This is a genomic window from Bradyrhizobium sp. CCGUVB23 (assembly GCF_024199885.1).
GTDB lineage: Bacteria > Pseudomonadota > Alphaproteobacteria > Rhizobiales > Xanthobacteraceae > Bradyrhizobium.
Genome location: NZ_JANADQ010000003.1, coordinates 234,659 through 258,917 on the forward strand (window position 1 = coordinate 234,659; position 24,259 = coordinate 258,917).

At 61.8% G+C, this 24,259-nt stretch carries 18 protein-coding genes and 4 pseudogenes; 11 read left to right on the top strand and 11 right to left on the bottom strand.

Features of this window, described 5'->3' with window-relative positions:
• Positions 1-31: 31 nt before the first annotated feature.
• Positions 32-313 (bottom strand): LexA family transcriptional regulator, encoded by a 282-nt coding sequence (locus tag NLN62_RS52025; RefSeq protein ID WP_254113978.1) that lies wholly within the window; start codon positions 311-313, stop codon positions 32-34.
• A gap of 38 nt (positions 314-351) precedes the next feature.
• On the opposite strand from NLN62_RS52025, the gene NLN62_RS52030 reads away from it, so the two are divergent.
• The gene (locus NLN62_RS52030; protein ID WP_254113977.1) at positions 352-1,482 is read left to right on the top strand and encodes an IS630 family transposase; all 1,131 of its coding nucleotides are present in this window, start codon (positions 352-354) and stop codon (positions 1,480-1,482) included.
• 56 nt (positions 1,483-1,538) lie between these two features.
• Positions 1,539-2,467, top strand: a pseudogene (locus NLN62_RS52035) (IS701 family transposase); the annotation flags it as partial.
• Between the two features lie 276 nt (positions 2,468-2,743).
• Here the strand turns inward: NLN62_RS52035 and NLN62_RS52040 are convergent.
• From NLN62_RS52040 to NLN62_RS52050, 3 genes are read right to left on the bottom strand one after another with little or no spacing between them, the layout of a single operon-like run.
• Positions 2,744-3,133 (bottom strand): DUF3363 domain-containing protein, encoded by a 390-nt coding sequence (locus tag NLN62_RS52040; RefSeq protein ID WP_254106597.1) that lies wholly within the window; start codon positions 3,131-3,133, stop codon positions 2,744-2,746.
• Positions 3,134-4,057: a nucleotidyl transferase AbiEii/AbiGii toxin family protein gene (locus NLN62_RS52045; RefSeq protein WP_254106598.1), complete on the bottom strand. Its 924-nt coding sequence runs from the start codon at positions 4,055-4,057 to the stop codon at positions 3,134-3,136.
• On the bottom strand, positions 4,054-4,668 hold the full coding sequence (locus NLN62_RS52050; RefSeq protein ID WP_254114372.1) for a type IV toxin-antitoxin system AbiEi family antitoxin domain-containing protein: 615 nt from the start codon (positions 4,666-4,668) through the stop codon (positions 4,054-4,056). Before NLN62_RS52050 ends, NLN62_RS52045 begins: the two co-directional genes overlap by 4 nt.
• Positions 4,669-4,757: 89 nt before the next feature.
• On the opposite strand from NLN62_RS52050, the gene NLN62_RS52055 reads away from it, so the two are divergent.
• Entirely contained in the window at positions 4,758-8,828 is a 4,071-nt protein-coding gene (locus tag NLN62_RS52055; RefSeq protein ID WP_254114373.1) for a helix-turn-helix transcriptional regulator, read from the top strand.
• A 139-nt stretch (positions 8,829-8,967) separates the two neighbouring features.
• Positions 8,968-9,600: pseudogene (locus NLN62_RS52060) on the top strand (IS630 family transposase); the annotation flags it as partial.
• 393 nt (positions 9,601-9,993) lie between these two features.
• On the opposite strand, the gene NLN62_RS53935 reads toward NLN62_RS52060, so the two are convergent.
• Positions 9,994-10,311: a site-specific integrase gene (locus tag NLN62_RS53935; protein ID WP_371930209.1), complete on the bottom strand. Its 318-nt coding sequence runs from the start codon at positions 10,309-10,311 to the stop codon at positions 9,994-9,996.
• A 23-nt stretch (positions 10,312-10,334) separates the two neighbouring features.
• Between NLN62_RS53935 and NLN62_RS52070 the strand changes: the two are divergent.
• Positions 10,335-10,493: pseudogene (locus NLN62_RS52070) on the top strand (IS3 family transposase); the annotation flags it as partial.
• 95 nt (positions 10,494-10,588) lie between these two features.
• Here NLN62_RS52070 and NLN62_RS52075 read toward each other — a convergent pair.
• Positions 10,589-11,023, bottom strand: coding sequence for a hypothetical protein (locus tag NLN62_RS52075; RefSeq protein WP_254114374.1), 435 nt, complete (start codon positions 11,021-11,023; stop codon positions 10,589-10,591).
• 25 nt (positions 11,024-11,048) lie between these two features.
• Here NLN62_RS52075 and NLN62_RS52080 point away from each other — a divergent pair, with 25 nt between their 5' ends.
• Entirely contained in the window at positions 11,049-11,708 is a 660-nt protein-coding gene (locus NLN62_RS52080) for a LuxR family transcriptional regulator (protein ID WP_254114375.1), read from the top strand.
• Positions 11,709-11,740: 32 nt separating this feature from the next.
• Here the strand turns inward: NLN62_RS52080 and NLN62_RS52085 are convergent, their stop codons facing one another.
• Together NLN62_RS52085 and NLN62_RS52090 are read right to left on the bottom strand one after the other, a co-directional pair.
• On the bottom strand, positions 11,741-14,029 hold the full coding sequence (locus tag NLN62_RS52085; protein ID WP_254114376.1) for a relaxase/mobilization nuclease domain-containing protein: 2,289 nt from the start codon (positions 14,027-14,029) through the stop codon (positions 11,741-11,743).
• Positions 14,026-14,436 carry a hypothetical protein gene (locus tag NLN62_RS52090; protein ID WP_254106604.1) on the bottom strand — a complete coding sequence of 137 codons (411 nt, stop codon included), beginning with the start codon at positions 14,434-14,436 and terminating at the stop codon, positions 14,026-14,028. The genes NLN62_RS52085 and NLN62_RS52090 overlap by 4 nt, the downstream gene beginning before the upstream one ends.
• Positions 14,437-15,031: 595 nt before the next feature.
• Between NLN62_RS52090 and NLN62_RS52095 the strand changes: the two genes are divergently transcribed.
• From NLN62_RS52095 to NLN62_RS52105, 3 genes are all read left to right on the top strand, one after another.
• Positions 15,032-15,733 carry a ParA family protein gene (locus tag NLN62_RS52095; RefSeq protein ID WP_371933197.1) on the top strand — a complete coding sequence of 234 codons (702 nt, stop codon included), beginning with the start codon at positions 15,032-15,034 and terminating at the stop codon, positions 15,731-15,733.
• A complete protein-coding gene (locus NLN62_RS52100; protein ID WP_254114378.1) occupies positions 15,730-16,137 on the top strand; it encodes a hypothetical protein in 408 nt (135 codons plus the stop codon). Before NLN62_RS52095 ends, NLN62_RS52100 begins: the two co-directional genes overlap by 4 nt.
• 293 nt (positions 16,138-16,430) lie before the next feature.
• The gene (locus tag NLN62_RS52105; protein WP_254114379.1) at positions 16,431-16,802 is read left to right on the top strand and encodes a helix-turn-helix domain-containing protein; all 372 of its coding nucleotides are present in this window, start codon (positions 16,431-16,433) and stop codon (positions 16,800-16,802) included.
• Between the two features lie 52 nt (positions 16,803-16,854).
• Here the strand turns inward: NLN62_RS52105 and NLN62_RS52110 are convergent, their stop codons facing one another.
• Positions 16,855-17,061, bottom strand: a complete 207-nt coding sequence (locus NLN62_RS52110; protein WP_254114380.1) for a hypothetical protein — start codon at positions 17,059-17,061, stop codon at positions 16,855-16,857.
• A gap of 110 nt (positions 17,062-17,171) precedes the next feature.
• Here NLN62_RS52110 and NLN62_RS52115 point away from each other — a divergent pair, with 110 nt between their 5' ends.
• Positions 17,172-19,607 carry a type IA DNA topoisomerase gene (locus NLN62_RS52115; RefSeq protein ID WP_254114381.1) on the top strand — a complete coding sequence of 812 codons (2,436 nt, stop codon included), beginning with the start codon at positions 17,172-17,174 and terminating at the stop codon, positions 19,605-19,607.
• A 437-nt stretch (positions 19,608-20,044) separates the two neighbouring features.
• Here the strand turns inward: NLN62_RS52115 and NLN62_RS52120 are convergent.
• Positions 20,045-20,125 (bottom strand): annotated as a pseudogene (locus NLN62_RS52120) (IS66 family insertion sequence element accessory protein TnpB); the annotation flags it as partial.
• A 525-nt stretch (positions 20,126-20,650) separates the two neighbouring features.
• Between NLN62_RS52120 and NLN62_RS52130 the strand changes: the two are divergent.
• A complete protein-coding gene (locus NLN62_RS52130; RefSeq protein WP_254114382.1) occupies positions 20,651-22,621 on the top strand; it encodes a methyl-accepting chemotaxis protein in 1,971 nt (656 codons plus the stop codon).
• Positions 22,622-22,794: 173 nt separating this feature from the next.
• On the opposite strand, the gene NLN62_RS52135 is transcribed toward NLN62_RS52130, so the two are convergent.
• Entirely contained in the window at positions 22,795-24,138 is a 1,344-nt protein-coding gene (locus NLN62_RS52135) for an IS1380 family transposase (RefSeq protein ID WP_254113927.1), read from the bottom strand.
• Between the last annotated feature and the right edge of the window lie 121 nt (positions 24,139-24,259).

Below are 24,259 nucleotides of genomic sequence, written 5' to 3' on the forward strand. Positions count from 1 at the left end.
AATTGGCATCCGACGGCCGACTAGTGGTTCATCACAGTGATTTTGACGTTTTGATGCCGAGCCATTGGAGGATGGGCAAGTTTTCGGGTGGCAAGAGGATCTCGATGCTTCGTGCGACGCCAGGCTTGCGACGAATGAACCCGTTGCGTTCGAGGGTGACGATCATCTGGTGAACTGACGGTGGGCTGACGCGGAAGTGGCGCTGGATGTCGGCCTCGGCGGGCGGCTGTCCGAACATGTACGAATAGGTATGGATGAAAGCGAGATAGTGCCCCTGCTTCTCGGTGAAGTGCACGCCTGATTTTTGACTCATAGCTGGATTCGTCCCGGCCTCCGACAAGGAGGCGAAGCATGAATGTACGTTATCGGGTGGAATTGAGCCAAGTCGAGCGGGACGAACTGACGGCGATGCTCGGCGGCGGCAAGCATGCCGCCCGCAAACTCAAACGGGCTCAGATTTTGCTGGCGGCCGATGGGGACAGTTCTGACGCAGAGATTGCCCGAACCGTCCGGGTCAGCCTCTCCACTGTCGGCCGGACCAAGCGCCGCTTCGTGGAAGGCAATCTGGAGCGGGCCTTGAGCGAGGAGCCGCGTCCGGGCGCAGAGCGCAAGCTGACCGGCAAAGAGGAGGCCCTGCTGGTGGCGACCGCATGTGCCAAGCCGCCAGCTGGCCGCAAACGCTGGACGCTGACACTGCTGGCCGACACGATGGTCAAGCTCACCGATCACGACAGCCTGTCGGGCGAAACCGTGCGCCGCCGGCTCACCGAGAACGATCTCAAGCCCTGGCGCAGGGACATGTGGTGCATTCCCCAGGTCGACGGCGAGTACGTCGCCCGCATGGAGGACGTGCTCGATCTCTACGCCGAGGCGCCGGATCCCGAGCGGCCGCTGCTTTGCTTCGACGAGACCCCCGTCCAGCTGATCGGCGAGGTGCGCCAGCCGATCCCGGCCCAACCGGGACAGCGCGAGCGATACGATTACGAGTACCGCCGCAACGGCACCGTCAATCTCTTCGTCACCTTCGATCCGCATCGCGGCTGGCGCAACGTCCAGGTCACCGAGCGCCGCGCCGCCGTAGACTACGCCCACTGCATGCGTGAGCTCGTCGACGTCCATTATCCCGATGCCGCCTGCATCCGGGTCGTGCAGGATAATCTGTCGATCCATACCGCCGGCGCGCTATATCAGGCATTTGCGCCTGCCGAGGCCCGTCGCATCCTGCGCCGCCTCGAGTTCCACTATACCCCGAAACACGCCAGCTGGCTTAATATGGTCGAGTGCGAGATCAGCGTGCTGCAGCGCCAGTGTCTCGGCCGTCGTATCGACGATCCCAAAAGGCTCCGAAAAGAGATCGCAGCATGGCAACGGCAGCGAAACAAAGTCCGAGACCGCATCAAATGGATGTTCACAACCGACAAAGCCCGCGCCAAACTCGGTCGCGCCTATCCGGTTGCTCCCAAAGAGTCAAAACCACAGTGATGAACCACTAGCATTACAATTGTCTTTTCGGAACGCTTCTGAATCCATGGGCAACCATGATTCGGAGATCGTGGACGCGGGCAGCGTCGATAGAGGAAACGCTTGCGTTGTGGGCGGCGTCGCTTCGGGAGATCAAGAAGCGGATTCGTCCGTTGTTCACGCAAGAGCGTGTTGCGACGAATGCCGGCCTGTTCCTGGAAGGCTTGCTTGGAGATGAACAACGCAAGACCGGTTGGATGCGCGCGGAAGCGGCTGGCGATCCCGGCCCATGGCGCCAGCAGGCGATCCTGGGTCGCGGGGGTTGGGACGCCGATGCCCTGCGCGACATCGTGCGTGACTATGTCATCGAGCATTTGGCGGATGACGATGCGGTGCTGGTGATCGACGAGACCGGCTTTCTCAAGCAGGGCAAGGCGTCATGCGGGGTGGTGCGGCAATACACTGGTTCGGCGGGCAAGATCACGAACTCTGCCAGATCGGAGTCTTCGCTTCCTACGTTTCGCGCCACGGTCATGGGTTCATCGATCGCGCGCTGTATCTTCCGAAGGAATGGACCGATGATCCGGATCGCCTGGAAGCTGCATACGTGCCCCCTGATGCCGGCTTTGCCACCAAACCAAAGCTTGCCGCGAGAATGATCGCCCGCGCGATAGCCGCGTCTGTACCATTTAAGTGGGTTGCCGGTGATACGGTCTACGGTGTTGGCGACATCGAACAGCAACTACGTCGGGCAGGCAAAGGCTACGTGCTCGGGATCAGCAGTGCTCATGTGTTTCGATCCTGGGGCAAGCGACCGCCGGTCGCTGGTACGGCTGCAGACATAGCCCGGACGCGGCGCTCATCTGACTGGAAGCGTCTGTCGGCGGGAGCCGGAACCAAAGGGCCGCGATTACACGATTGGTGTTATCTCGAGTTGGCCGATCTCGAGGCCGAGCAGTCCAACAGTGCAAATGACGGCTTGTGGACACGCGGTCTACTGATCCGTCTGAATGGAGTCGGTGTTTCTGTCGTCGCACATGCAGTGACACCTTTGGTCCGTCGCGGTCCGCGCGCGTCATCAGACACCGTCAGAGCGTGACCGAGAGAACTGAAGCGCGATGCTTCCATCACCCTTACCTGCACGGCGAGCCCAGGCCGGGCCGCCGACGGCCTGTCAAGGCCGCCAGCCGCGAAGCGAGGGCGCGGCACGCGCCAGCCTTGATAGGGCCGGCGGTGGTCCGGCCCAATTGCTGGGAGCAGGCCCGCCTTCATCAGGACTGCGTTACAGCCGCAGCCCCCGGTTTCTTCCAAATGTCCACTCGATGCCACCGTCGTCGCGCTGGAGGCCGCTGATGTGCTGGCCGATGCGCTTCTCGAGGAGGGGGTTGCCAGGGCCCAAGCTGAAAGGCCAGCCGTTGTCAATCATGGCGAAGCATCCGCTGACGAGACTGGCGACGGCAGCGAGGCGGCCGCTGACATACTCGCCGGCATTTGCTGGAAAGCACGACAGGCCGCGCTCTCTCGCCATCTGTTGGCCCACACGATGGGCCTCCTGTCGCTCAAGAGTCGCCACAGTGCCGATAGAACATTCTTGAGTTCGCCAAGTGGGCGTTGCAAGGATCTGCGTGCGAACAATGCCATGACGTCGGTCTAGGCTCGCTTCCGTTTGCATTTACTCCCAGGCGCTGCGGTCGGGGTTCCAGCGACCGCTCGCGCTCTCTGGCAAACCGAGAGCAGTGAGTACCGGCTCGAAGAATCGACGCAACTCCGTCAATAGCTCACCGAATGGCGGCGGCTGCAGTGTCGGCGGGTTGCGGCGCAAAAACCCTGCCCAGAGCGCTTGTTTGTCTGCCATCTCAGCAAACTGCGGCGTCAACGCCACCGGCATCTGCGTCGGTGCAGTGGTCTCCCGCCTTTGCAGGGTGCCGGCGATGGCCTCAACCAAAGTAGAGAGGTCGAAAGGGAAGGTGCGCGCCGTGACCCAGATGTCATGGAAATCTTTGATCCGGCCATTCGTTTCGCCGAAGCGAAGCATCGCTTCAAATTTCTCTGCCACGACGGTCTCGGGCGGGTACATTAGAACGTCGGCCGCAGGCAGATCGGAAAGCAGGCTAGGGAAATTCTTGCGGCTGGGCGCGGGATAGACGCGGTCCCCAAAGCCGATATCCACCTGGACAGGAATAACCGCCGTACCCAAGCGGCCACTCAGGGTCAATCGAACGCCTTGGTATTTTTCCTCCTCGCGGACTTCCTCCACCCGCAAGGTGGACGGGTCAAAGATGATGCCGTCGGCCGGCATCTCGACCTGACAGATGCGGGTGAACAGTTCGGTGATGGCGCCAGAGTCGGGATCTCCATGTCCGAGAAGGTCGAGATCACCGGTAGGCCGGAAGACTTGTTCTGGCCAGGTCACGAAGAGCATAGCGCCCTTGAGGATATATCCCTCTCGCGCTTCCGTCTGGCTCAATCGGAAAAGTAACCGCTCGATCGCGTAGCGCGTGAGGATTCGCTGATAGTCGTCACCATGCGCTTTAGCATGATTGAGGAGGCGCTGGCGGATCGAGGCCCTGATGTTTTTAAGAGGTTTGGGTGTCATTGCAGCGCTTTGAGATAGGGACGGATACGCTCGGCCACGCGATCGATCTCGGCGTATCGCAGAATCTCGGCCACCGTCGTCTTCCGCATGCGAAGCGCATCACGCAGCGCCTCGATGGCGACATCCTCGCCAATATGGCGTCGATGCTTGAAGCAATCGGCGATGGTCTTCGCCACGCCGTAGATCGGAACGTCGACACCTTCAACCTGCACATGCTCGACACCGGCCGTGAGCACCTCACCGGTCGCCCGGACGATCTCGAGCGGCAGGCCATCGGCCTTCGGGGTCCTGGCTTTGTGCGGGATGGTCAGCCAGACGGCGTGCGGCAGTTGGGTGGTCAGCCCATGGTGTCGTAGCGCGCTTGCAAGACTGACGACGCCATTGGGAACCGCCCGTGCGGCTTCGGCAAGATTATGGGCGATGTCTTCTCCTACCCGTTCCGGATCCTGGTAGAGTCCCCTTCCGAGTCGAACGAGTTCCCCGCTGTCCGTCAGGCGCTTCAGGTAGATTAGCGGAATACCGGCTGCCTTGAAATCGCGCGCGCGGGCGATGCCTCGATCCTGGACCAGGCTGAGGGCACGCTCGCGATGATTTATATGACGTTTCGCCATCTTGTTATCGTTTGTCGGCAAATAATACATCTTGCCGACGATAAAGAACATTTGGGAAATCGTAACTGACGTCATATATTTCGTATGACATGCCGCCGTCCAGTCCCAATATCAAACTGACCCCAAAGCACGTACGCGCCGCGCGCGCGCTCTTGGCCTGGTCCCAGCGGGACCTCGCCAAGAACGCGGGCGTGGCGACCTCGACAATAGCCGACTTTGAACGAGGTCGACGCGCGCCAGTGGCAAATAATGCCCAGGCTATCCGCGACGCACTGGAAGCCGCTGGCATCAACTTCTTGACGACCGGCGCGGTGATCGGCCCTCCGATCCCCCAAATCGCCAAGTCCGAGCGTCCAGGCGCACCGATCCGCTGGGTGGATGCCGAAGATCTAGCTATCTGGGCAGACCGCCTGGATGGCGCGGCGAGCCTCCCCACTCTGCTGGCATATCTCATCCGTGCCACCTCCGGGCCCTCGGTCGAGCTCCGCTTCCCATCGGACGAAGGAATCCGATATTCGGGCTGGGACGGTCGTACCTTCGCCGCCGAAGGAGGCGCTTACGTCCCGCAAGGCGAGGCCGGCTGGGAAATTGGCAGTCAGCGCGGAGGGATCGCGCAAAAGGCGACTGAAGACTACAAGAAAAGGACAGCCAAACCCTCGCCGCTGAAGCCTGCGACCTCCACCTACATCTTTGTTACCCCCCGTCATTGGCCGAAGAAGAGTGAATGGGCCGAGGCCCGAGAGATCGAGGGTCCTTGGCGCGCCGTCCGGGTCTATGACGCCGATGACCTCGTCCACTGGATCGAACAGACGCCCGCCGTCGGATTGTGGCTGGCCACACGCCTCAATAAACGGCCACCCGGCACGCGTCAGCTCGAAGAGGTCTGGGAAGAGTGGTCGCTCGCCACCAAGTGGCCGCTGACCGAGGATCTGGTTCTGAGCGACCGGGACGAGGACGCTGCCGAAATTCTGCGCTGGCTCCGCGGTGAGCCATCGGTTCTCTCTATCGAGGCGACCACGACCGAGGAAGCCGCCGCCTTCTTCTACGCCACATTGAATACGCTGCCGGACGAGGCGGCCGCCCACTACCGCGCGCGGTGCCTCGTCGTAACTGACGCCGCGGCCGCTCGCGCACTTGCGAATGCGCCTGCGCCGCTGATCCTCGTGCTCACTGAACCGAACCCCGGGCTCGCGCGCAGTCTGGCGGACCGCGGACATTTTGTGTTGCAGACGTACGATGATCGCCCCGTGTCACCTGGCGAGGTCCGGAAGCTGGCGCGCCCCTCCCGTGAAGGCATCGCCAGCGCGCTGATCGACGCCGGTGTCGCCGAGGCGCGGGCGCACGCGCTTGCGCGCGATAGCGCGAGAAATCTTGCCGTTCTTCGACGGCTGATTCCGACAGCGCCGGGTCGGCTTCCGGACTGGGCGCAAGAGGCGCCACCGCGCGCCTTGCTAGCGGCGCTGCTCGCTGGGGGATGGGATGACGAGTCCGAGGCGGACAAGGTCAAGCTTTCCCAATTGGCGGCTGAACCCTATGACGACGTCGCCGGCGAACTCGCCCGATATGTCGGCGAGCTCGACAGCCCGCTGCGCAAGGTTGGCTCGACCTGGCGGGTCGCCTCGCCTCCCGACGCATGGCTGCTGCTGGCACCATACCTGACCGCGGCCGACATCGGCCGTTTCGAGGCGGCGGCACAGGAAATTCTCGGCTCGGTCGATCCCCGCTACGACATAGACCCGGATGATCGCTGGATGGCTTCAGTCCGAGGGGTTCGCCCTGACTATTCCGGACTGCTGCGCCATGGTGTCGGCGAAGTGCTGATCCTGCTCGCCCTGTGGGGCGACAAGATTCAAACAATGCCGAACGCTCATCGGCGCGCGGACGCCATCGTCCGCAAGCTTTTGAAGGATGCCGACAAACGACGCTGGTGGTCGCTCTCGCGCGCCTTCCGACTGCTCGCGGAAGCCTCCCCAAGCGCCTTCCTCACGGCCATCGAGGACAGCCTTAATCAAAATGATCCGCCGATTCGCGCGTTGTTTGGCACGGACGAGGGAGGCCTGGCCGGAACGGAACACCTGTCTGACCTGCTTTGGGCTCTCGAATCGCTGGCTTGGTCGCCGGAGCTTCTGCCACAAGTGACGCTGGTGCTGGCGAGGCTGGATGCCATCGATAACCCGCCCGGTCGCTACATGAATCGTCCGGCTAACAGCCTTCGCCAAATACACTTGCTCTGGTCGCCGCAAACTTATGCGACCCTCGATCAGCGCCTGCGCGCTCTGGACCTGACCCGCAAACGCGAGAGCGATGCGGCCTGGAAGCTGATGCTGAACGTGCTGATGCTGAACGTGCTGCCCCGGGGACATGATACATCCAGTCCTTCGCCGGACCCACGTTGGCGCGACTTTACGGTCGACAAGATAGAGGCGGTGACCTGGCCGCTCATCGCGCGCGGCGCCACCGCCATCAGCGAACGCATCCTGGCTGACGTTAGTCTGCACGTTCCGCGCTGGCTGAATCTGCTCGACCGGTTCGCCGATATAGCGCCGAATCGCGATGCAGCCATCGACCTCCTCGACAAGGCTGAGCCGCGGATCAAGACCCAATCAGATCGGTCAGAGCTATGGACCGGCCTGCGCAAGTTGCTCCACCATCATCGGCAGTTTGCCGATGCCGATTGGTCGCTACCCGCAGCGGAGCTTGATCGTCTCGCGGCCATCCATGACCGGTTGGCTCCCTCCGATGTGCTTGAGCAAGTGGCGTGGCTGTTCGAACCATCAGTAAGCCTGCCAAACCCGTCGCATCAGGGCTGGCAGGCCAACGAGCGCCAAGTCGACGAAGCGCGACGGCAGGCAGCAAGGAACATCTTCTCCACACAGGGCATCGACGGAATCCTCCGGCTAGCTCGTCTAGTATCGACTGCCGGTTTCATCGGCAAGGCGCTTTTCGAAGTCGGTCTTGATGAGCCGGACATCAATAAACTTCTGGAAGCGTGCTTGCGCAGCGACGATCCGCGCGAGCGCGACGTTGCTCACGGCCTGGTCATCTCCGTGTTCCGAGATCGAAAGGAGCCGTGGGCCGCGGCGCTTATCGCCAAAGCGCGCAAGAAGAAGTGGGGGGATACAGCGCTACTTGCTATCCTGCGCGCGCTGCCCCAGCAGCGTTGGACCTGGGATCAGGTAACGCAGGCCGGCGAGGCGATCGCGCGGGTGTATTGGCAACGTGCGCCAATCCTCTGGATAGAAGAGGACAATGATGCCGCTGCCTTTGCGGTGCGCAAGCTGATCGCGGTCGGTCGTGCGCGGCACGCCGTGCACCTTGCGGGCCGCGACCAGCAACGTCGACTGCCAACCGATCTCGTGATGACGATGCTGACGGAGGCGGTGAAACAGCCTTTTGGGGAGGACAGCGACGGCAACGAAGTGACGATGTTCCAGCACCATGTCATCGAAATCCTCAATCGGCTAGAAGCAGAGGTTGCGACGGATACCCTCGCTCGATTGGAATGGGCTTATCTGCCGCTGCTACAGCATTCTCGCAGGCAACCAAAGGCTTTGCTAACGGCGCTCTCCGAACAACCGTCACTCTTCATCGAAATGCTCCGCGCAGTCTATAGGCCTAGCGAGGACAGCGGTGTTGTCGAGCCCGAGCAAACCGACCCGGAACGGGCGCAAACGGTCGCCACGCAGGCTTTCCGACTGCTTGAACTTTGGAACCGAATTCCAGGGACCCGCGAAGATGGCACGATCGACTCCGCCGTACTGAAGGCTTGGATCAAAGAGGCGCGTTCACTTGCCAAAACCGCTGGACGCGGCGACATCGCCGACAGCCGTATCGGCGCTATGCTCTCTGCGTCGCCGAATGGCACTGACGCCGTTTGGCCTGCCGAGGCGGTGCGCGAGGTCATCGACGACTTTGACAGCAAGCCGATGTTCGACGGCTTTTGGATCGGGAGACGAAATCGGCGTGGTATCACTTCGCGATTGCCGCGGGATGGTGGCAATCTAGAGCGAGACGAGGCAGCAAAGTACCGCAAATTCGCCGCGGAGCTCGCCTATGAACATCCTCGCACCGCGAAGGCTCTCGATAGCCTTGCGGATAGTTACGAGGAAGAGGCGCGCCGCCACGATGAGGACGCCGAGCGGCTCGATTGGGAGCCCTAAGCTCCCTCGGTCAAGGCGAGCCAAGTTCGCACGATGTGAATGCTGATCGAAAAATGACCCCCATCGGCGTCGTCGGGATCCCTTCAGGCCATTGATTTCAATGAATTGAAATGATGGGACCCCCACGCCGAAACACACGTTTGTGCACGCTGAAAGGCTGAGCTTCAAAAAAACGATGCTGCCGGCCGAACAAGATCGTCCCGACGTCGCCCGTAAACGGACGCGCTGGAAGACCCATCAGGGCAGGATCGACGCTTCGCGCCTGGTCTTTATCGACGAGACCTGGATCAAGACCAATATGGCACCGCTGCGCGGCTGGGGACCGAGTGGGCAGCGTCTCCAGGCATCTGCGCCCTTCGGGCACTGGAAGACCATGACCTTCATCGCAGCATTGCGCCACGACCGGATCAGCGCGCCCTGGGTGATCGACGGCCCGATCAATGGTGAGCTCTTCACCCTCTATGCCGAACAGGTGTTGGCGCCAACTCTGACAAGGGGCGAGGTCGTGATCCTCGACAACCTCGGCAGTCACAAGGGAAAGCAGGCGCGCAACGCCGTCCGCGCCACGGGAGCCCATCTGCTCTTCCTGCCGCCCTACAGTCCCGATCTCAATCCGATCGAACAGGTCTTCGCCAAGCTCAAACGTCTGATCCGAGCCGCAGAGCCACGGGACGTCGAGGCAACCTGGCGAAAGGTCGGCGAACTCCTCGACCTCTTCTCCAACGAGGAGTGCGCCAACTATCTCAAAAATTCAGGATATGTTTCCGTATAAATGCGTCATGCTCTAGCAGGCACTGCGACGTGAGCTTCCATCGTAACGAATGTAACTAGCCTATGGAGGCACGCCCTTCAGAGCCATCGTCAAGTCGATCGACCGCTGAGCCGAAAAGGCAAATCTCTGAGATCCAGATTCGGCAACACGGCTTGTCGTGGAGAGTTCGTCCCAAGTCGCACTCGCGCGACGCAGCCTGGCGATGCGGGATAGTGGATGTGAAGAGAAAGAAGCCGCTGAGCATGAGGACACGATTTCATTCCGCCCGCGTCGTCGCCTAGACCTGCCGACGTTCGAGCTGAAAGCCCATTTTCACCCTCGACGAGCGGTACGACCGGAGCTTGTTCGTGATCAACACGCACGGCGGCGTGCCGGCCGATTTCAAGAGCTTCTTCATGGAACGCAATCCGCCAAGGGGCGCGAGTTCAGCCCCCGATGGTGGAGGTAACGGAGAAAGGCACGCAACGACCAGCACGTCGCCTTGCCCGTTCCCGGGCTCCAATCCTGGGCGTGGCGCTCAATGTAGCGGATCACGTCCTCTTGGTTGATCTTGCACAGGGCGGCGACGCTGCCGGAGCACACCTCGTGCAAAAACCTGCGGATGACCGGGAGATGGCGGACGATGGACTTCGGGGCCAAGCCGCGCTCTGATCGCAGATAGGCATCGAACTCCTTGAAGATCCGTTCGTGCGGGATGAGAGGCGGTAGCACCAACGGCGTGATCGCGCCTTCCTGAACACTACAATCACGTTCGCTACCACGAGAGCATCGACAACCTCACACCAGCCGACGTCTACTTCGGCAGGGCCGAGGCGATCCTTGCAGAACGCAACCGCATCAAGCGCGACACCATCGCAAACCGACGCTTGCAGCATCGGCTGCAGGCCGCTTAAACTCTAATCCGCGTGAACCAGAGCCTCCCTTCTCAAACCGCCTGATCAGTCTCAAATTATCTGACGACGGACAGTCCACTGCCCGTCAGTACGAGTTAGCCGAACGCGCCGCGCGGCTTGGTTGGCGACGCGATCAGGTGAAGGTCATCGATGAGGACCTCGGTACTTCCGGTTCCGGCCATTCCGAAATCAGCTTCAGGCATCTCCGCCTCGATGACGCTGCGCAGCTCGACGAGCGCCTGTCGGGTTTCGGCGCGCGTCAACCTGCTTGTTCCGTCCAGTAGAGACGAAAATCCAGCCACACAACGATCACGTTTGGCGCAGTGGGCCTGTCCTCCTCCAGAAAAAAACTCGGGTTGCCGCCATTCCGAATTGCAACAACAGGCAAAACCCATTTCCGCCTCTATCCAATGGCAGCACTGCGCTGGCTTAAGCGTGGCCGATGGCCAAAAAGCCACTTCAAGACAAATCAGCGGATGAAACTTTTTGACTGACACTCTCAACCAAACGTGGCGGTTCATCGAAAGCATTGAGCGCTCCAAGGACGCAGCTGCGGTGGAACGATGCTTGCTGAATATTGCGGCACCCCATGGGTTCAGCGCTCTTTTTGCCGGGTTTGTTCCAACAGAGCCCGCCCCGCCAAGGGAAATCAAGTCGCGCATCTTGTTTCAGCGGCTCCCGTCCGAATGGACTTCTCGATACCTCGACCAGGGTTATGTCTTTCGCGATCCGATCGTTCATCGCCTTCAGCGCGATCGGACACCCTTCGATTGGGACGACGCCTACGAGTCCTGCCCGTCCAAGGACGATGTCGAGCTAATCCAGGGCGAAGCGTCGGAATTCGGCCTGCGCGCCGGGCACGTCGTTCCCGTTTCGATGCTCGACGGCTGCTTCGCCGCCGTGTCGTTCGGCGGCTCCGGTGCGAGCATCAGTCCAGAAGGCCGCGCGATCTTAAGCTTTGCTGCGAGCTACGCAGTCGGCAACTTTCTTCATTATCGAGATACGCGACGCCGGCTACTCGGACAGGTGACACCGCGCGAATTCGATTGCCTGCTCTGGGCGGCTGAGGGCAAGACGGACTGGGAGATTTCCCTCATTCTGGGCATCTCGAAATCCACCGTCGTCAAACATCTCCTCTCAGCACGCGAAAAACTCGGCGCCGTGACCAAAGGTCATGCCATCGCCATCGCCTTGCGATCCAAATTGATTCGCTGATTGTCGCGAGGTCCCCGAGCAGAGCACGTCTGTCATTTCATCCGTTCGCTCTTGATCGACTTCGCCTCCTCGCGCTCGCCTTCGATTTCCTGCAGGACTTTCCCCTGCTCGGCACGCAGCTTCGCCAAGGCGTCGGTTTCCGCCAACGTCTGCGGCAAGGGTCGCGCCGGATGGTCGGCGAGCAGCTTCGCCGCTTCGACTGCCGCAGCAGCTTCCCTTGCCTCGCGCGCGGCGGATTGCTGCGACGAGGCGACGACGGCGCGTTCGGCAACGATCTCCCGTTGCGATTCCGGATCGAGGGCGCCTCCAACCTCCTTGCGGCGCTCGGCCTCGATCGCCCGGTCGGCCAAGCGCTGCGCCGAGGCCGCCTCGCGTTGTTCCTGCGAGCCGATCGCCTCGGCCCGCGCGATCAGACGATCGGCATTGGCGCCGACGATCTTCTCGACCTCTGCCCGGAAAAGCGTCTCGACGCCCCCTTCCTGAGCCCGCTGCAGATCGATCCGATTGGCGAGGGTTTCGAGATAGCGCGCGGACATCTCGCGAAACTGCTCCTTGGTCGCGCCCTCGAGGAGATCGGTCGTGCGCGCGACCGCCTCATTCATGAGACGCAGATCCTTCGCCATCCGCTCCGACGTGACCGCCATCGCATCCTCCTTGCTCAAATTCTGAACCCGGTTCTCGATCGCATGCAGGATCGCGCCGATCGTCTGCGCCATCGTCAGCCGCTCGAGCATTTCCTTGGCGGCCACGTTCTCGGGATTTTCCCGAACGACGGCGCTCCAGGCCGAAACGCTCTCAGAGACAACGCCGCGCGCTTGCTCTGACGCTGGCAGGCGGATCGGATTGGATCGGGCGGTGCGGATACGCTGGCGGGCGTTGGCGATGAGCCTTTGGTTGGCCGGGTCGGCGGCATAGGCGCGGTCGCGCGCCTCACGCCCTGGCCGCGGCCGTTCGGCCGCCGCGACGATCGCTTTGTCCTTCGGGCCGTAGCTCTGTGAGGACGCCCGCTCCCGCGCCGACGTCGCGACGATTTTCAGCCCCTGCGCCTGCGCATGTTGCGCAAAAGCCTCGCGCCAGTCGCGGAAGGTCGCGCGGCTCGGATGGATTTTCTGACCGGCCTCGTTCCGCACAGTGACAATCGCATGGGCGTGGATATGCCCGTCGGCCTCCTTGTCGGTATGGACGCCGAAGATGAATTTGTGCTCGCCGAAGCGATCGTGAAGAAAGGCGCGGGCGGCGTTGGTCAGGGCCGCGACATCCGTTCCGGCCTTCGCCGAAATAATCAGATGCATCGTATCGCGCGATGACTGCGAGCGCAGCGACGGGCCCCATTCCCGCGCTGCGGCCCGAATTTCTGAAGCCTCCGAGATCGGCCTGCCGCGATTGTCGACCGCCGCGCCCTCTTGGCCGAGCCTGGTCAACTGATGAATGACCCCGTCCCGACCATGACTGCTCGCCAGTGGGACGATGCTTATCACATGTGCAGAATGGGACATCGCAGCTTCGATCCGCGTCTTGACAGCCTCTTCAGAGCGCGCGTCGAGGCGGCGGCTGAGCCTCTCTCCCTCAGGGCCTATCCGATCTTTTCGGATGCGGAACCGCTCTTTTTGCGCATCGGCCATCGCCACGACCACGCGCGCTTCGAGTTCACCGGCGCGCCTCGCATCGAGACGCCACGCGTGACGATGTCCGTCAAAGCCCGCAGCGATAGCTTTCTCGTAAACTTGGCGTCCTTCGATCGTGTCATGCACGCCGTCGAGTCTCAGCCGGATCGTGGCGACGTCCTGGCTCTCCGCCCGCTTCGAGAAGTGAGCCGACCAGGCCTTGATTTCCTCCGCAACCGCCTCGCGATCGGCGAGCAGGCGGGCGTCGTGGGTTTCAAGCGCAACCTCCTCACGCTGCACATATTGTCCGGTCGCGGTCGCGCGCGCGGCACCGCGCGCATAGGAGACGACCTTGACGACCGCGGGCTGATAGCCCGCCGCGAGTTTTCTGGCGCGTCCGAGCGCACCTCCTGTCGCGCCGCCGGAAGGGCCGCCCTCAACCGGCGAGTCCGGCGCGCTCTTCGGCCCCGCGCCCGCCGGCGCGCTTCCGCCGCCGCCTGACAAGAATGGCAAGCCGCGCCGGCGCTCTTCATCGATTCCGCCGGCGATCGTGCGCCCCTGCAGAATCTCTTGGGCCGCCGGCGCCCGCCCCGCGCGCGGCTCATCGATGAGGCCATCAGCTCCGAGCCGTCGGCGCGCCTCGCTGCCGCTCGCGACGGCGCGCCGCATCGCCTCAGCCTGCTGCGCCCACCATTCGATCTGCGCCGCCCGACTCATTGCTCCTCCGGCGGCGCCAATCCGGCCGTCCGGCGCAGCTTCGAGCCATAGGCGACCGTCATTTCGGTGAGCTCATCGTTGATCGCCACGACCGCGTCATGCAGTCCGCGCCATACAGCTTCGGTGTCCTCGATGCGCACGGCGTGTCCGCGATGGATCGCCTTGAGTACCTGGGCAAGATTGCGGCCGACCATCCGCACCTGCCCGGCCAATTCGACCACGGCCCGTGTGTTCTCGGCCGAGAGCGCTGGCCCGGCCTGCACGGACGCCCGGATCAGACGCCTCACCACTTCGGCCTTCGGCAGCCCGAACAACGCAACCGCCTCTCGCAGGCGCCGCTCGTCGGATTCGGAAAGCTCGGTCCGCAGCCGCGGCTTGCGGCGAGGTTTTGCAGACGAACGCGTCAAACCGCCCCTCCTCTTTCCGGCCGATCCCTGGCACCGGCACCCACCACGGAAATCCCGTCTGCCGATCGGCACGAGATTGCGCGCCAGCGCCAGGGCTGCGTCAGCAGCCTCCTCGGTTGTGGCCCACAAACCGGTATCTTGTCAATCAAGATACAATATACTGACTATTAAACCGCCTGTACAGGAAGGGCGGCCACGGCCCGTAAGGCCAGTCCGTAGGAAATACATGGGCGTCTGGCGCGGAGCGCCTCATGACCGATCACAGAAAGCGACGGACGACCGTTCGGAGATAGCGACGATAGCGTTCGGTATTGCAGAATTACCGCATTTCGCTGATGCCGGGTTGCGTTAAAGTGGCGATGCTGGAATGCTGCACGACCGCAACGCGACAACCCCACATTACGACAAGTCCGGAATGCGGCAAGTCCGCGACAACGCCTTGTCTCAGTTAGTTTTAGACCGCATCACTGGATTCCAGCATGCCGGCATTGCCGAAAAGACGCAACGCCGCGACCCTCTATTGCGCTACATTCATTTTATTGTATGTTGCGATCACACCTTTGCGGCAATGCCGCCTTGCCTCACGAGGTTTCCCATGCCGAGCATCTTCGCCGTCGCCAATCCGAAGGGCGGCAGCGGCAAAACCACCGTCGCCATCATCCTGGCCGGCGAATTTGCGCGGCACGGCTATTCCGCGGCAATCATCGACGCCGACCCACAGGGCTCGTCCTATCAGTGGCACGCCTCTTCGGTGGCGCGCGGGGTCAGCCCCGACGGAATCGATCTTGTACGCGCCCCGGACGCCAACGCCCTCGCCCAGGCGATCGAGCGGCTCGACGCCTATGACGTCGTCGTCATCGACACGCCCGGTTATTACGGAGAGGCGCTGATTCAGTCGGCGCTGCGCGCCGACCTCGTCGTCCTGCCCTGCAAGGCGCACACCTTCGACGCCTCGCAGGTCGTGCGCACCATTCGCAACCTCGAGCGCCACGCCGCGGAATCGAACCTTCCGATGAGCCAGCATCGCGTGCTGCTCAATGAATACGACAGCCTCGACCGCAACACCCGGCCGCTGCGCGAGGTTCTTGCCTATTTCAACGCCGAGGGCGTGCCGGTCTGCGCCAACACGCTCTATCGACGCGTCACCTACCGCAGCATGACCAGCGGCTATGGCACGCTCTACCAAATGAACGACAAGGACGAATCGATCCGCAAGGCCCGCTACAACGCCGACCAGGTCGTGCGCGAACTCCTCGCCGCGAGCCAGGGCGCCAAAACGGACGGCGCCGCCGCATGAGCGATTCCGCACAAGGCTCCAAGCCTGAGCGCCCCGCCCTCCCCCGCGACACATTTCGTTCGCAGCGCACGGCCGCGCCGCCTGCAACGCCCGTCATTGTCACGCCGGATTATGACGATCGGCCAGCCGCGCCCGCACCCCAACGAGACGAGAGCCCGGCCCGCGGGGGCGAGCCTGCCCTCAGGGCCGCTCGAGGTAAGGCCGAGGCGAGGCGCAATCCATTTGACGCCTATGGCGAACGATCGTCCTCGCGGCCCTATGCCCTACGGTTGCCTGACCCGATCGATCTGGTCCTACGCCAGATGGCGGCCGAAGAACGGACGCATCCGCTGCGCGTCATCGACCGGATTCTCCATGAGCACCTGAAGAAGGCGGGGCGATTGCCGCCCACGCGCGGCACCTGACCACAGGCCCTCCGCCGTCCCTACGGCGCTTTTGGGGAGCGCGGGCCGGCTCCCGGCCCGCTCCGCTGCGCTCCGGTCACTGGCGCGACTGGACAGCCGTCGCCGAACGGCCGCTCCCTCGTGGGGATAAGCGCGACACGAAGATCGCGGCCGATCTCAGCGCCCGTCCGGACCGAGCCAATCGATTCTTTTCGGGCAGCAGCTGCCCATCTTGAAACATTCAATATACTGGCTAATGTCTCTCGCGCCCGCATCGTGCGGCCTAACCCTGCTCCCGGTCCACATCTGTTCCCATGGCGCGCGTTCGAAAGCCCCTGCCCCCCGATCACTCGATCCTCAACGAAATGCTGGCCATCCGGCTGCAGCAGCTCGAAATCGAGAACGGCGGCATGGAGGCGTTCCAGCCGAAGACAGGCATAGCGCGCGGAACTTATTACACGATCGTGCGCGGCCTCGGTAATCCAACGTTCAAGACCATGGAGCGGATCGCATCGAGCCTCAACATGAGCGTCCTCGAATTGCTCGGCTTCGACGTCGACGACGCGCGCCGGGCGCTGAAGAAAAGCGGCGTCGACTATGACGAGCTCACCTCCGCGATCAACAAGAAGAACCAGGCCGATCGGCGCGTAGCGCGGCAGGCGCGATCGCGCAAGGTCGGGGGATAGCGGCAAGTCACAGCCCGACCGGAAAGCATCGGCGGGGGAACGGGTGAAGGATTTAAGGGGCGATGAGGCTTGCGAGGAAGTCATCGTCCCAGACTGCGGTCATGCGTTTGAGGCGTTGAGAGTCTTTTCCGGGCACCCTGCGGATCAGATTGTTGGCCATGTGCTTGAGGGTGACGAAGCTTTCGGGGGCGTTTTCAGTCCGCACCCGGCATTCGTCGTCGCGAAAGACCATGTCCACGTAATAGGTGACCTCGGCCACGGTCCGACTCCAACGACTTGACCCGGCAGTTAAATTGTGTTCTCTATATGTTCCATTGTCAATCGGAGCATCGGCCCTTTCGACCCGGCCATCCTCCCGAGTGGGTCGACATGGCAGATCAGTTCGTCATCACGGAGAAAACCAGCCAGGCCAAAGATGTCCGCGCTGCAATTGGTTCGCACTACGGCGATGTTCTTCCAGCAGAGGGCCATTTGTTCGATCTCCTCGAACCGGAGGACGTTGTTCCGGCCTGGAAGCGATGGTCGCCGATACTTCTACGGCCTGAAGGTCTTTACGGAACGCGCCCGGCAGAGGGTGGCAACAAGGCCGCTAAGCTCAAGGCCATTCGCGAGGCGTTGCGCACTGCCAGGCGAGTTTGGCTTGCAACCGATTGCGACCGCGAGGGTCAACTGATCGGTCAGGAAATTCTTGAACATTACGGGTATCGCGGTCAGGTGATGCGGGTGCTGTTCACCGCTCAGGATTCGCAGACCATCCGCGAGGCATTCGGTAGGGCAAAGCCAAATGCCGAATATGCTCGCCTTTACGCTGCTGCCGTAGCCCGCCGCCAGGCCGATCAGATTTACAACCTGTCACTCACTCGCACCGCAACTGTCATCTTGGGACAAGGCGCGCGAAGAGTGATCGGGGTTGGTCGTGTAAAGACGCCGACGTTAGCAATTGTGTGCAAGCGTGAGTTGGAAATCCGGAACTTCGTGCCGCTTGCCTATTTCGAAATTATCGCCACTGCGAAAGTTGCGGGCGGGCAATTCCAGATGCGGCACGCGCCGCCGGAACGAATTGTTAAACGCGAGATCGCCCAGGACGTAGTCAAAGCGGCTGAAGGCTTCGAGGGCGCGCTTACCGTGCGCGTCGAGGATAAGCGGCAAGCGCCACCCAAGCTGCATGATTTGCCGTCGTTGCAGAAGCTCTGCGGCTCGCGCTTCGGCTGGTCAGCCAGCAAAACGCTCGAAGTGGCGCAGGAGTTGTATGACGGCCAAGGTAAGAAGATCATCACTTATCCCCGTGCCGAAGTGCGCTACCTGCCGCAGAGCTTGATATCGGATGTGCCGCGAATCATAGCCGGACTGCGGATGGGTCAATCGTTCAGTGCGATCCTGGTACCCGAGCCGCCGGTGACTCGTAGAGGCGCGAGCGGCATCTTCTACGACCAGGGGCTGAAGGGAGCGAGCCACCACGCGGTCATTCCCAACGTCAACACCATCGACAAATTGCCGGATGTTTGGCCTCGCCTGTCGTCTGACGAGAAGAAACTCTTTGACGTCATCGCGCGAGCATATATGGCCGCCCTGATGCCCGACTTCCGTTACCGCCAGACAACCGCAACGCTCGATGTGCGCGGCTTCGAATTCCGCGCTGCCGGTCGCCAGCCTATCGATCTCGGCTGGCGAGCCGCATTCCCGGAGTGGCAACCCGCCGACGAAAAGGGCGATGAGGCGCAATTGCTGCCGCCACTGCGCAACGGCGAGACCGCGCGACTGCAAGATCCAAAAATTGAGAACAAGGAGACCCGGCCGCCGCCGCGTTACAACGAAGGCGCTCTGATCGAGGCTATGCAGAATGCCTGGCGTTTTGTTGATGACGAGGTTCTGCGGAATCGCTTGAAGGAAGCTAAGGGTATTGGCACGCCTGCGACCCGAGCCGAGATCATCGGCGGGCTGAAGAAGCAGGGTTTCCTGATTGCCCAGGGAAAGAATATTGTGCCGACCGAGACCGGCCTGTCATTGTTCGGCGTTCTCAAACAAGCCGATCCAGCGCTAGTCGATCCCGGCGTGACGGCGCAACTTGAATGCCTGCTCGACGATGTCGTGGTGGGCAAACAGGAGATGGTCGGCGCGATTGACGCCGTATGCGATGTCGCCGAGCGCATTATCAGCAAGCTGAAGGAGGGTGCTACAGCGGGAGGACCTTCTTTGCTTGGCAGCTCAGGGGGCAACGGCACAGCAACATATCCACCGACGCCTGCGATGAAACGCTTTGCTGACAGCCTCGTCCGGCAGAAGAGAATAAAACCACCGCCCGGCTATAAGACCTCGATATCGATCTGTCGCAAATTCCTTAGCGAACATGCGCCTAAAAAGTCTGACGGTGAAACGGCCGGTAAGCTCGGCCTCAAATCGGTAAGTGCAGCACAGTTGCTGTACGCCAAGAAGCTGGCGCAGGGGAAAGGTCTCATCATCCCCGATGATGCGCGGACCAACTCGGCCGCGATGTCCGCGTGGATTGATACGAATCGAAGCAAAAGACCCCGCAAGCGTAAATCCAAAAACTCCAACAGGCCGTTAGCGTCGAGTGCACGTCAGGCTGCGCCGCCCAATTATAAGAGGTCTCGAAAACAAAAAGTTGACACCGATGCCGCTTCAATGGCTCCCGTGCCAGCAAACTCAATCAGGACCCCACTGCGGATTCCTTATGGCAACAAGGAGGTCGCGCTGAAACTCGGTGCCCGTTATGGCTCGGAGGGGTGGTATGCTCCTCCTGGAATTGATCTTTCTGCATTTGGCGAACGGGGGTGGCTGCTTTAAGTGTGAATGCTGATCGAACATTGACCCTCATCGGCGTCGTCGAGACCCTTTCAGGCCATTGATTTCATTGATTTGAGATGACGGGACCCCTACGCCGATCATGGTCGAGGTTTTGATCAGATCGCTTGCGTCCATATGTCCGTGTGTGGATGCCCCCGGGAATGCAAGAAGTTTTTATCGACGAACTTGAGAACATGCGATCAGGTGCGGTCGTGTGTCCGGCCTCATAAGTTGCGGCATTCGCACGCCGCGGGCCTGTATGGCGATACGCGGATTAGGTCCAAATCGGCCTGGCGAGCTCAAAGCTCCTGGACATATTCTGGTTATCCAAATCCCGTCTCTAAGACCGTGTTCCCTTACCCGTCCTTCTGCCCTTCTCACATTCCGACGCTATCGGCGGATGGCGCGTCTCAAGCCACCGCTGCTGCCGGATCGCAGTCCTTCGATGCGGCGTCGTAACGGCGTCGACCGTTCCGACCAACAAGCCTTACCCGCAGTTTCTGATCATCGTCTGACATCACAAGGTGTCCACCTATTTTGGTGGGCACCTCATGCATCAGAGTACTCAACAGCAAAAGGTGCGGGGAAATTCGCGCTTACGATCCTTCATCCCGGCCGCCCCCGTGGGTCAACAGGCACTCCCGCGCGCGCCGCTGCGTCAGCCGTGGGGGCACTCCGCAGCGCGCGCGGGTCCCTCCTATTGACTACGGGAGCCGACCCCTCGCATGCTTCGCCGGCATGTGCACCAATCCAACCTCGATCCGAAAGGTCAAGGAAGGCAGGATGCCGGTGAGTTCTGACGGCGCCCGACGAAGTCGAGAACTGGGTGATGGCACCGTCGAAGAAACCGATACGTGCGGCCATCATACGCAGCGAAAATTGCGACCTCAGTCGAGGTACGCCCACGCTTGACAACACCCTCCCCCCGGACTCAGCAAAAATACCGCATCCTCTTTTCGCTGGGATAATTTACGTTCCGTTTGCCGGAATGCTCTAATTTTCTGCGGCAGACCAGATACTTACCGCTACTTCAGGATGCAATCATGACGTCGTTCTCGCTGCGACTGAGCCACAAAATACTCCTCATCGGAATTGTGAATATTCTCGGCCTTATCGCGTTCGGCACCATCTATTTGTGGGGCAACGCTTATCAGGAAGCGTCGCAAATTATTGCGGAAGAGGCTCGCAAGGTGTCCGTCATGAATGACAAGCTTGGACGCGATTTATTGGACGCGCGGCGAGCCGAGAAGGACTTCATCCTGCGGCGCGACGAGGACTCTTCCAAGAGCCACCGCTTGCTCTCCGCGAACATCAACGACGACATCGATCGCCTCGACGCATCCATCAAGGCGGCCAGTTTTACGTCTCTCTCCGACAAGATTGCGCCCCTTGCGCAAGGCTTCGGCGACTATCGCAAGCAGTTCTCTTTCCTTGAGCAGAATGAGGTAAGGCTTGGCTTGAACGAGAAGCTGGGTGTGAGCGGTGCACTGCGCGCCTCCGTGCACGACATCGAGGCGAAGCTGACACAGGTCGATAATTCGAAGCTCGCCGCCAGCATGCTGATGATGCGCCGACACGAGAAGGATTTCATGCTTCGTCGCGACCGTGCCTATCTTGATCAATTCGAGAAGAGCGCAACCGAATTTGCGAAGGCCGTACAGGCCTCCGACCTCGCGTCGGCCATGAAGGCGGACATCGACAGCAAGCTGCAAAAATATCGGGCTGACTTTGTTGCATGGGTCGATGGCGCCCAGCAGTCTGCCGCCAGTGCGTCGGCCATGTCGAAGGCCTATGCGCAGATGGAGCCCCACATCGAGGACATCGCGAAGGACATCGAGCGGCGGTATATCGCCGCGCAGGCCCAGGAGGCCGACACGATCGCGAGCGTCAAGCGTTGGATGCTGATCACCCTGGCGCTCACCATCCTGGTCGTCGCAGGCCTTTCACTGACGATCTCACGGGCCGTCACCAAGGCAATCGCGTCCATGGTTCAGGCCATGGTACGGCTGGCGAAGGGGGATATGACCGTGGAAATCCCCGGCGTCGGCCGCCAGGATGAAATCGGCGAAATGGCTGGTGCCGTCGATGTCTTCAAGACCAACATGATCGAAGCCGAGTGCCTGCGTGGCGAGCAGGCCGATAACGAGCGGCGGCAGGCCGGGCAGCGCAAGGCGGACATGAACCGCCTGGCCAGTGAATTCGAGGCAGCTGTCGGTGAAATCGTCGAAACCGTGTCGTCGGCTTCGACCGAGCTGGAAGCATCCGCTGCGACCCTGACAACGACGGCGGGGCACGCACAAAACCTTGCAAACAACGTCGCGTCCGCTTCGGAGGAAGCGTCAACCAACGTGCAGTCAGTGGCCTCCGCGACGGAAGAGCTGACCTCCTCGGTTACCGAGATCAGCCGGCAGGTTCAGTCCTCCGCGCGCATGGCATCGGCGGCCGTCGACCAGGCGAGGCACACCACGGCGAAGGTCAGCGAGCTCTCCAAGGCCGCTGCTAAGATCGGAGACGTGGTCGAGCTGATCAACACCATCGCCGGGCAGACCAATCTGCTGGCGCTCAACGCGACCATCGAGGCTGCGCGTGCCGGCGAGGCCGGCCGCGGCTTCGCCGTCGTCGCCTCCGAGGTCAAGGCACTCGCCGAGCAGACCGCCAAGGCGACCGGCGAGATTGGCCAGCAGATCGGCAGCATCCAGTTGGCGACCGACGAATCCGTACAGGCCATCAAGGACATCTCGGGCACCATCGAACAATTGTCGGAAGTGTCATCCACCATTGCCGCCGCGGTGGAGGAGCAGGGCGCCGCGACGCAGGAGATCTCGCGCAACATCCAGCAGGCCGCGCAGGGGACGCAGCTGGTCTCGTCCAACATCACCGAAGTGCAGCACGGCGCGACCGAGACCGGTTCTGCATCCACCCAGGTGCTTTCGGCAGCACAGTCCCTGTCGACGGAGAGCAACCGGCTCAGGCGCGAAGTCGACCGCTTCCTTGTCACCGTGCGAGCGGCTTAACGGACCCGGGCGCTAGCCCGATCTATTCACGAGAGCACGGTCGTTCTTGACGTCTGACGGGGGCTGGCGGCTGGCGTGGGTGAGCGTCCGGCCTTTTGTCACCGGGTTCTACATCAAGCTGTTTTGTACGCGTTGGAGGAGTGGGGCGGGTGAGCGGGCGCAGGCCCGGTCGGTTACGGGCCGAGCGGGAGCAGCGCGCCGGGCAAGCTGCGGAAGAGGTCGGCTTCGGGGCATGCCGCGGCGAACGCAAGGCGAATGCGGCTCGCGGTTTCGACGACCCGGGCTGCGATTTTCAAGAGACGAAGACGCAGCGTCGCGAACTCGGCAGTGGCCAATTCCCGGACTTTGGGAATGGCGCCGCGCACGGTAAGCATCAACCAATAAGCGGCGGTGTGGAGAACGAGACGGACCTGGTTGGCGAGCGCCGAACGGCAACTGGTGCGATCGGAGGCGAGCTGCGTCTTATGCAGCTTGATCAGATTTTCGGCTTGGCCGCGCGCGCAATACAGGCTGTCGTAGATCCACTCGGCCGAGCCGACATCGAGGCTGGTGACGACGAAGCGGATGTCGAGGCCGAGCATCGTCGCCTCAATACGGGCGACAGTGCGCCGTTCGTGATCCCAGGACTTTGCCTTGTGGCGCGTCTCGGTATAGCCGCGCAGAACAGGCAGGTTCTCGATGGCGCGTCGCGTGCGAATGTCGTCGGCGACCTCGTCGACTTTTCTGGCGAGAGGCTTGGTACCGGACAGACCGAAGATGTAGTCGATGCCGTTGTTCTCGCACCACGTCATGGCCTCCGGCCGAGCATAGTGCCCGTCGCCACGGAACGTAATTCGCGTCTTGTGCCACCGCGTCCGGATATGCCGTATCAGGCGGCGCAGATGGGCACGCACCTCGACGCCGCCCGGCGTCTTGCCGGGCCGCAGCACGACCGCCACGGGCCGGCTCTTCTCCGTGTCGTAGACGTGGATCGGCAGGAAGCAGCGTTCGTCATAATGAGCGTTGAACAGCGAGAGCTGCTGATGGCCGTGGACGACATCGCAGGTATCATCGATGTCGAGCGTGACGGATGCCGGCTCGCGCGGGTAGCTATCCATCCATGCGTCGACCAAAGTGTAGGTCAGTCGGATCACGTCGCGCAGGCGCGGAGCATTCTCCAGGCGCGACAGCGTCGGTTGGGAACACAGATCGCGACCGCTGTCCGGCAGCCGTCCGCAGGCCAGCTTGAATGCGGGATCGGACCGCAGATGATCGAGGTCGTCGGCGTCCTCGTAGCCGCAGCAGATCGCGAACATGCGCGCGCGGAACATATCGACAAGGCTGTGCACGACCCGCGTCGGATCGCGCCGATCCGGGAACACCCGGGCCAAATTGTCGGCCAAACCGAGACGCCGCTCGGCCATCGCCAGAAGCATCACGCCCCCATTCGAGGTTAGGCGTCCACCATCGAAGGCAGCTGTGACTTTCTTGGCGTGAACGGCTGGAAACGAGAAGGGCAGAATCGTATCATCGGTCATGGCGGGCGTGGCGTTCGCGGTTGAGGTGATGGGGTTGGCTTCGCAACCGAATCCTACGCCGCATCAGCGCTTTACACCACGCTCGCCAGCCTCTCAGGCGCCCTCTCGCGAATAAGACGGG

Bases quoted from the DNA above. Each gene is read 5' to 3' on its own strand.
- NLN62_RS52025 (WP_254113978.1), bottom strand. From the start codon at position 313: ATGAGTCAAAAATCAGGCGTGCACTTCACCGAGAAGCAGGGGCACTAT.
- NLN62_RS52030 (WP_254113977.1), top strand. From the start codon at position 352: ATGAATGTACGTTATCGGGTGGAATTGAGCCAAGTCGAGCGGGACGAA.
- NLN62_RS52040 (WP_254106597.1), bottom strand. From the start codon at position 3,133: ATGCAAACGGAAGCGAGCCTAGACCGACGTCATGGCATTGTTCGCACG.
- NLN62_RS52045 (WP_254106598.1), bottom strand. From the start codon at position 4,057: ATGACACCCAAACCTCTTAAAAACATCAGGGCCTCGATCCGCCAGCGC.
- NLN62_RS52050 (WP_254114372.1), bottom strand. From the start codon at position 4,668: ATGGCGAAACGTCATATAAATCATCGCGAGCGTGCCCTCAGCCTGGTC.
- NLN62_RS52055 (WP_254114373.1), top strand. From the start codon at position 4,758: ATGCCGCCGTCCAGTCCCAATATCAAACTGACCCCAAAGCACGTACGC.
- NLN62_RS52075 (WP_254114374.1), bottom strand. From the start codon at position 11,023: ATGCTTTCGATGAACCGCCACGTTTGGTTGAGAGTGTCAGTCAAAAAG.
- NLN62_RS52085 (WP_254114376.1), bottom strand. From the start codon at position 14,029: ATGAGTCGGGCGGCGCAGATCGAATGGTGGGCGCAGCAGGCTGAGGCG.
- NLN62_RS52095 (WP_371933197.1), top strand. From the start codon at position 15,032: ATGCCGAGCATCTTCGCCGTCGCCAATCCGAAGGGCGGCAGCGGCAAA.
- NLN62_RS52100 (WP_254114378.1), top strand. From the start codon at position 15,730: ATGAGCGATTCCGCACAAGGCTCCAAGCCTGAGCGCCCCGCCCTCCCC.
- NLN62_RS52105 (WP_254114379.1), top strand. From the start codon at position 16,431: ATGGCGCGCGTTCGAAAGCCCCTGCCCCCCGATCACTCGATCCTCAAC.
- NLN62_RS52115 (WP_254114381.1), top strand. From the start codon at position 17,172: ATGGCAGATCAGTTCGTCATCACGGAGAAAACCAGCCAGGCCAAAGAT.
- NLN62_RS52130 (WP_254114382.1), top strand. From the start codon at position 20,651: ATGACGTCGTTCTCGCTGCGACTGAGCCACAAAATACTCCTCATCGGA.
- NLN62_RS52135 (WP_254113927.1), bottom strand. From the start codon at position 24,138: ATGACCGATGATACGATTCTGCCCTTCTCGTTTCCAGCCGTTCACGCC.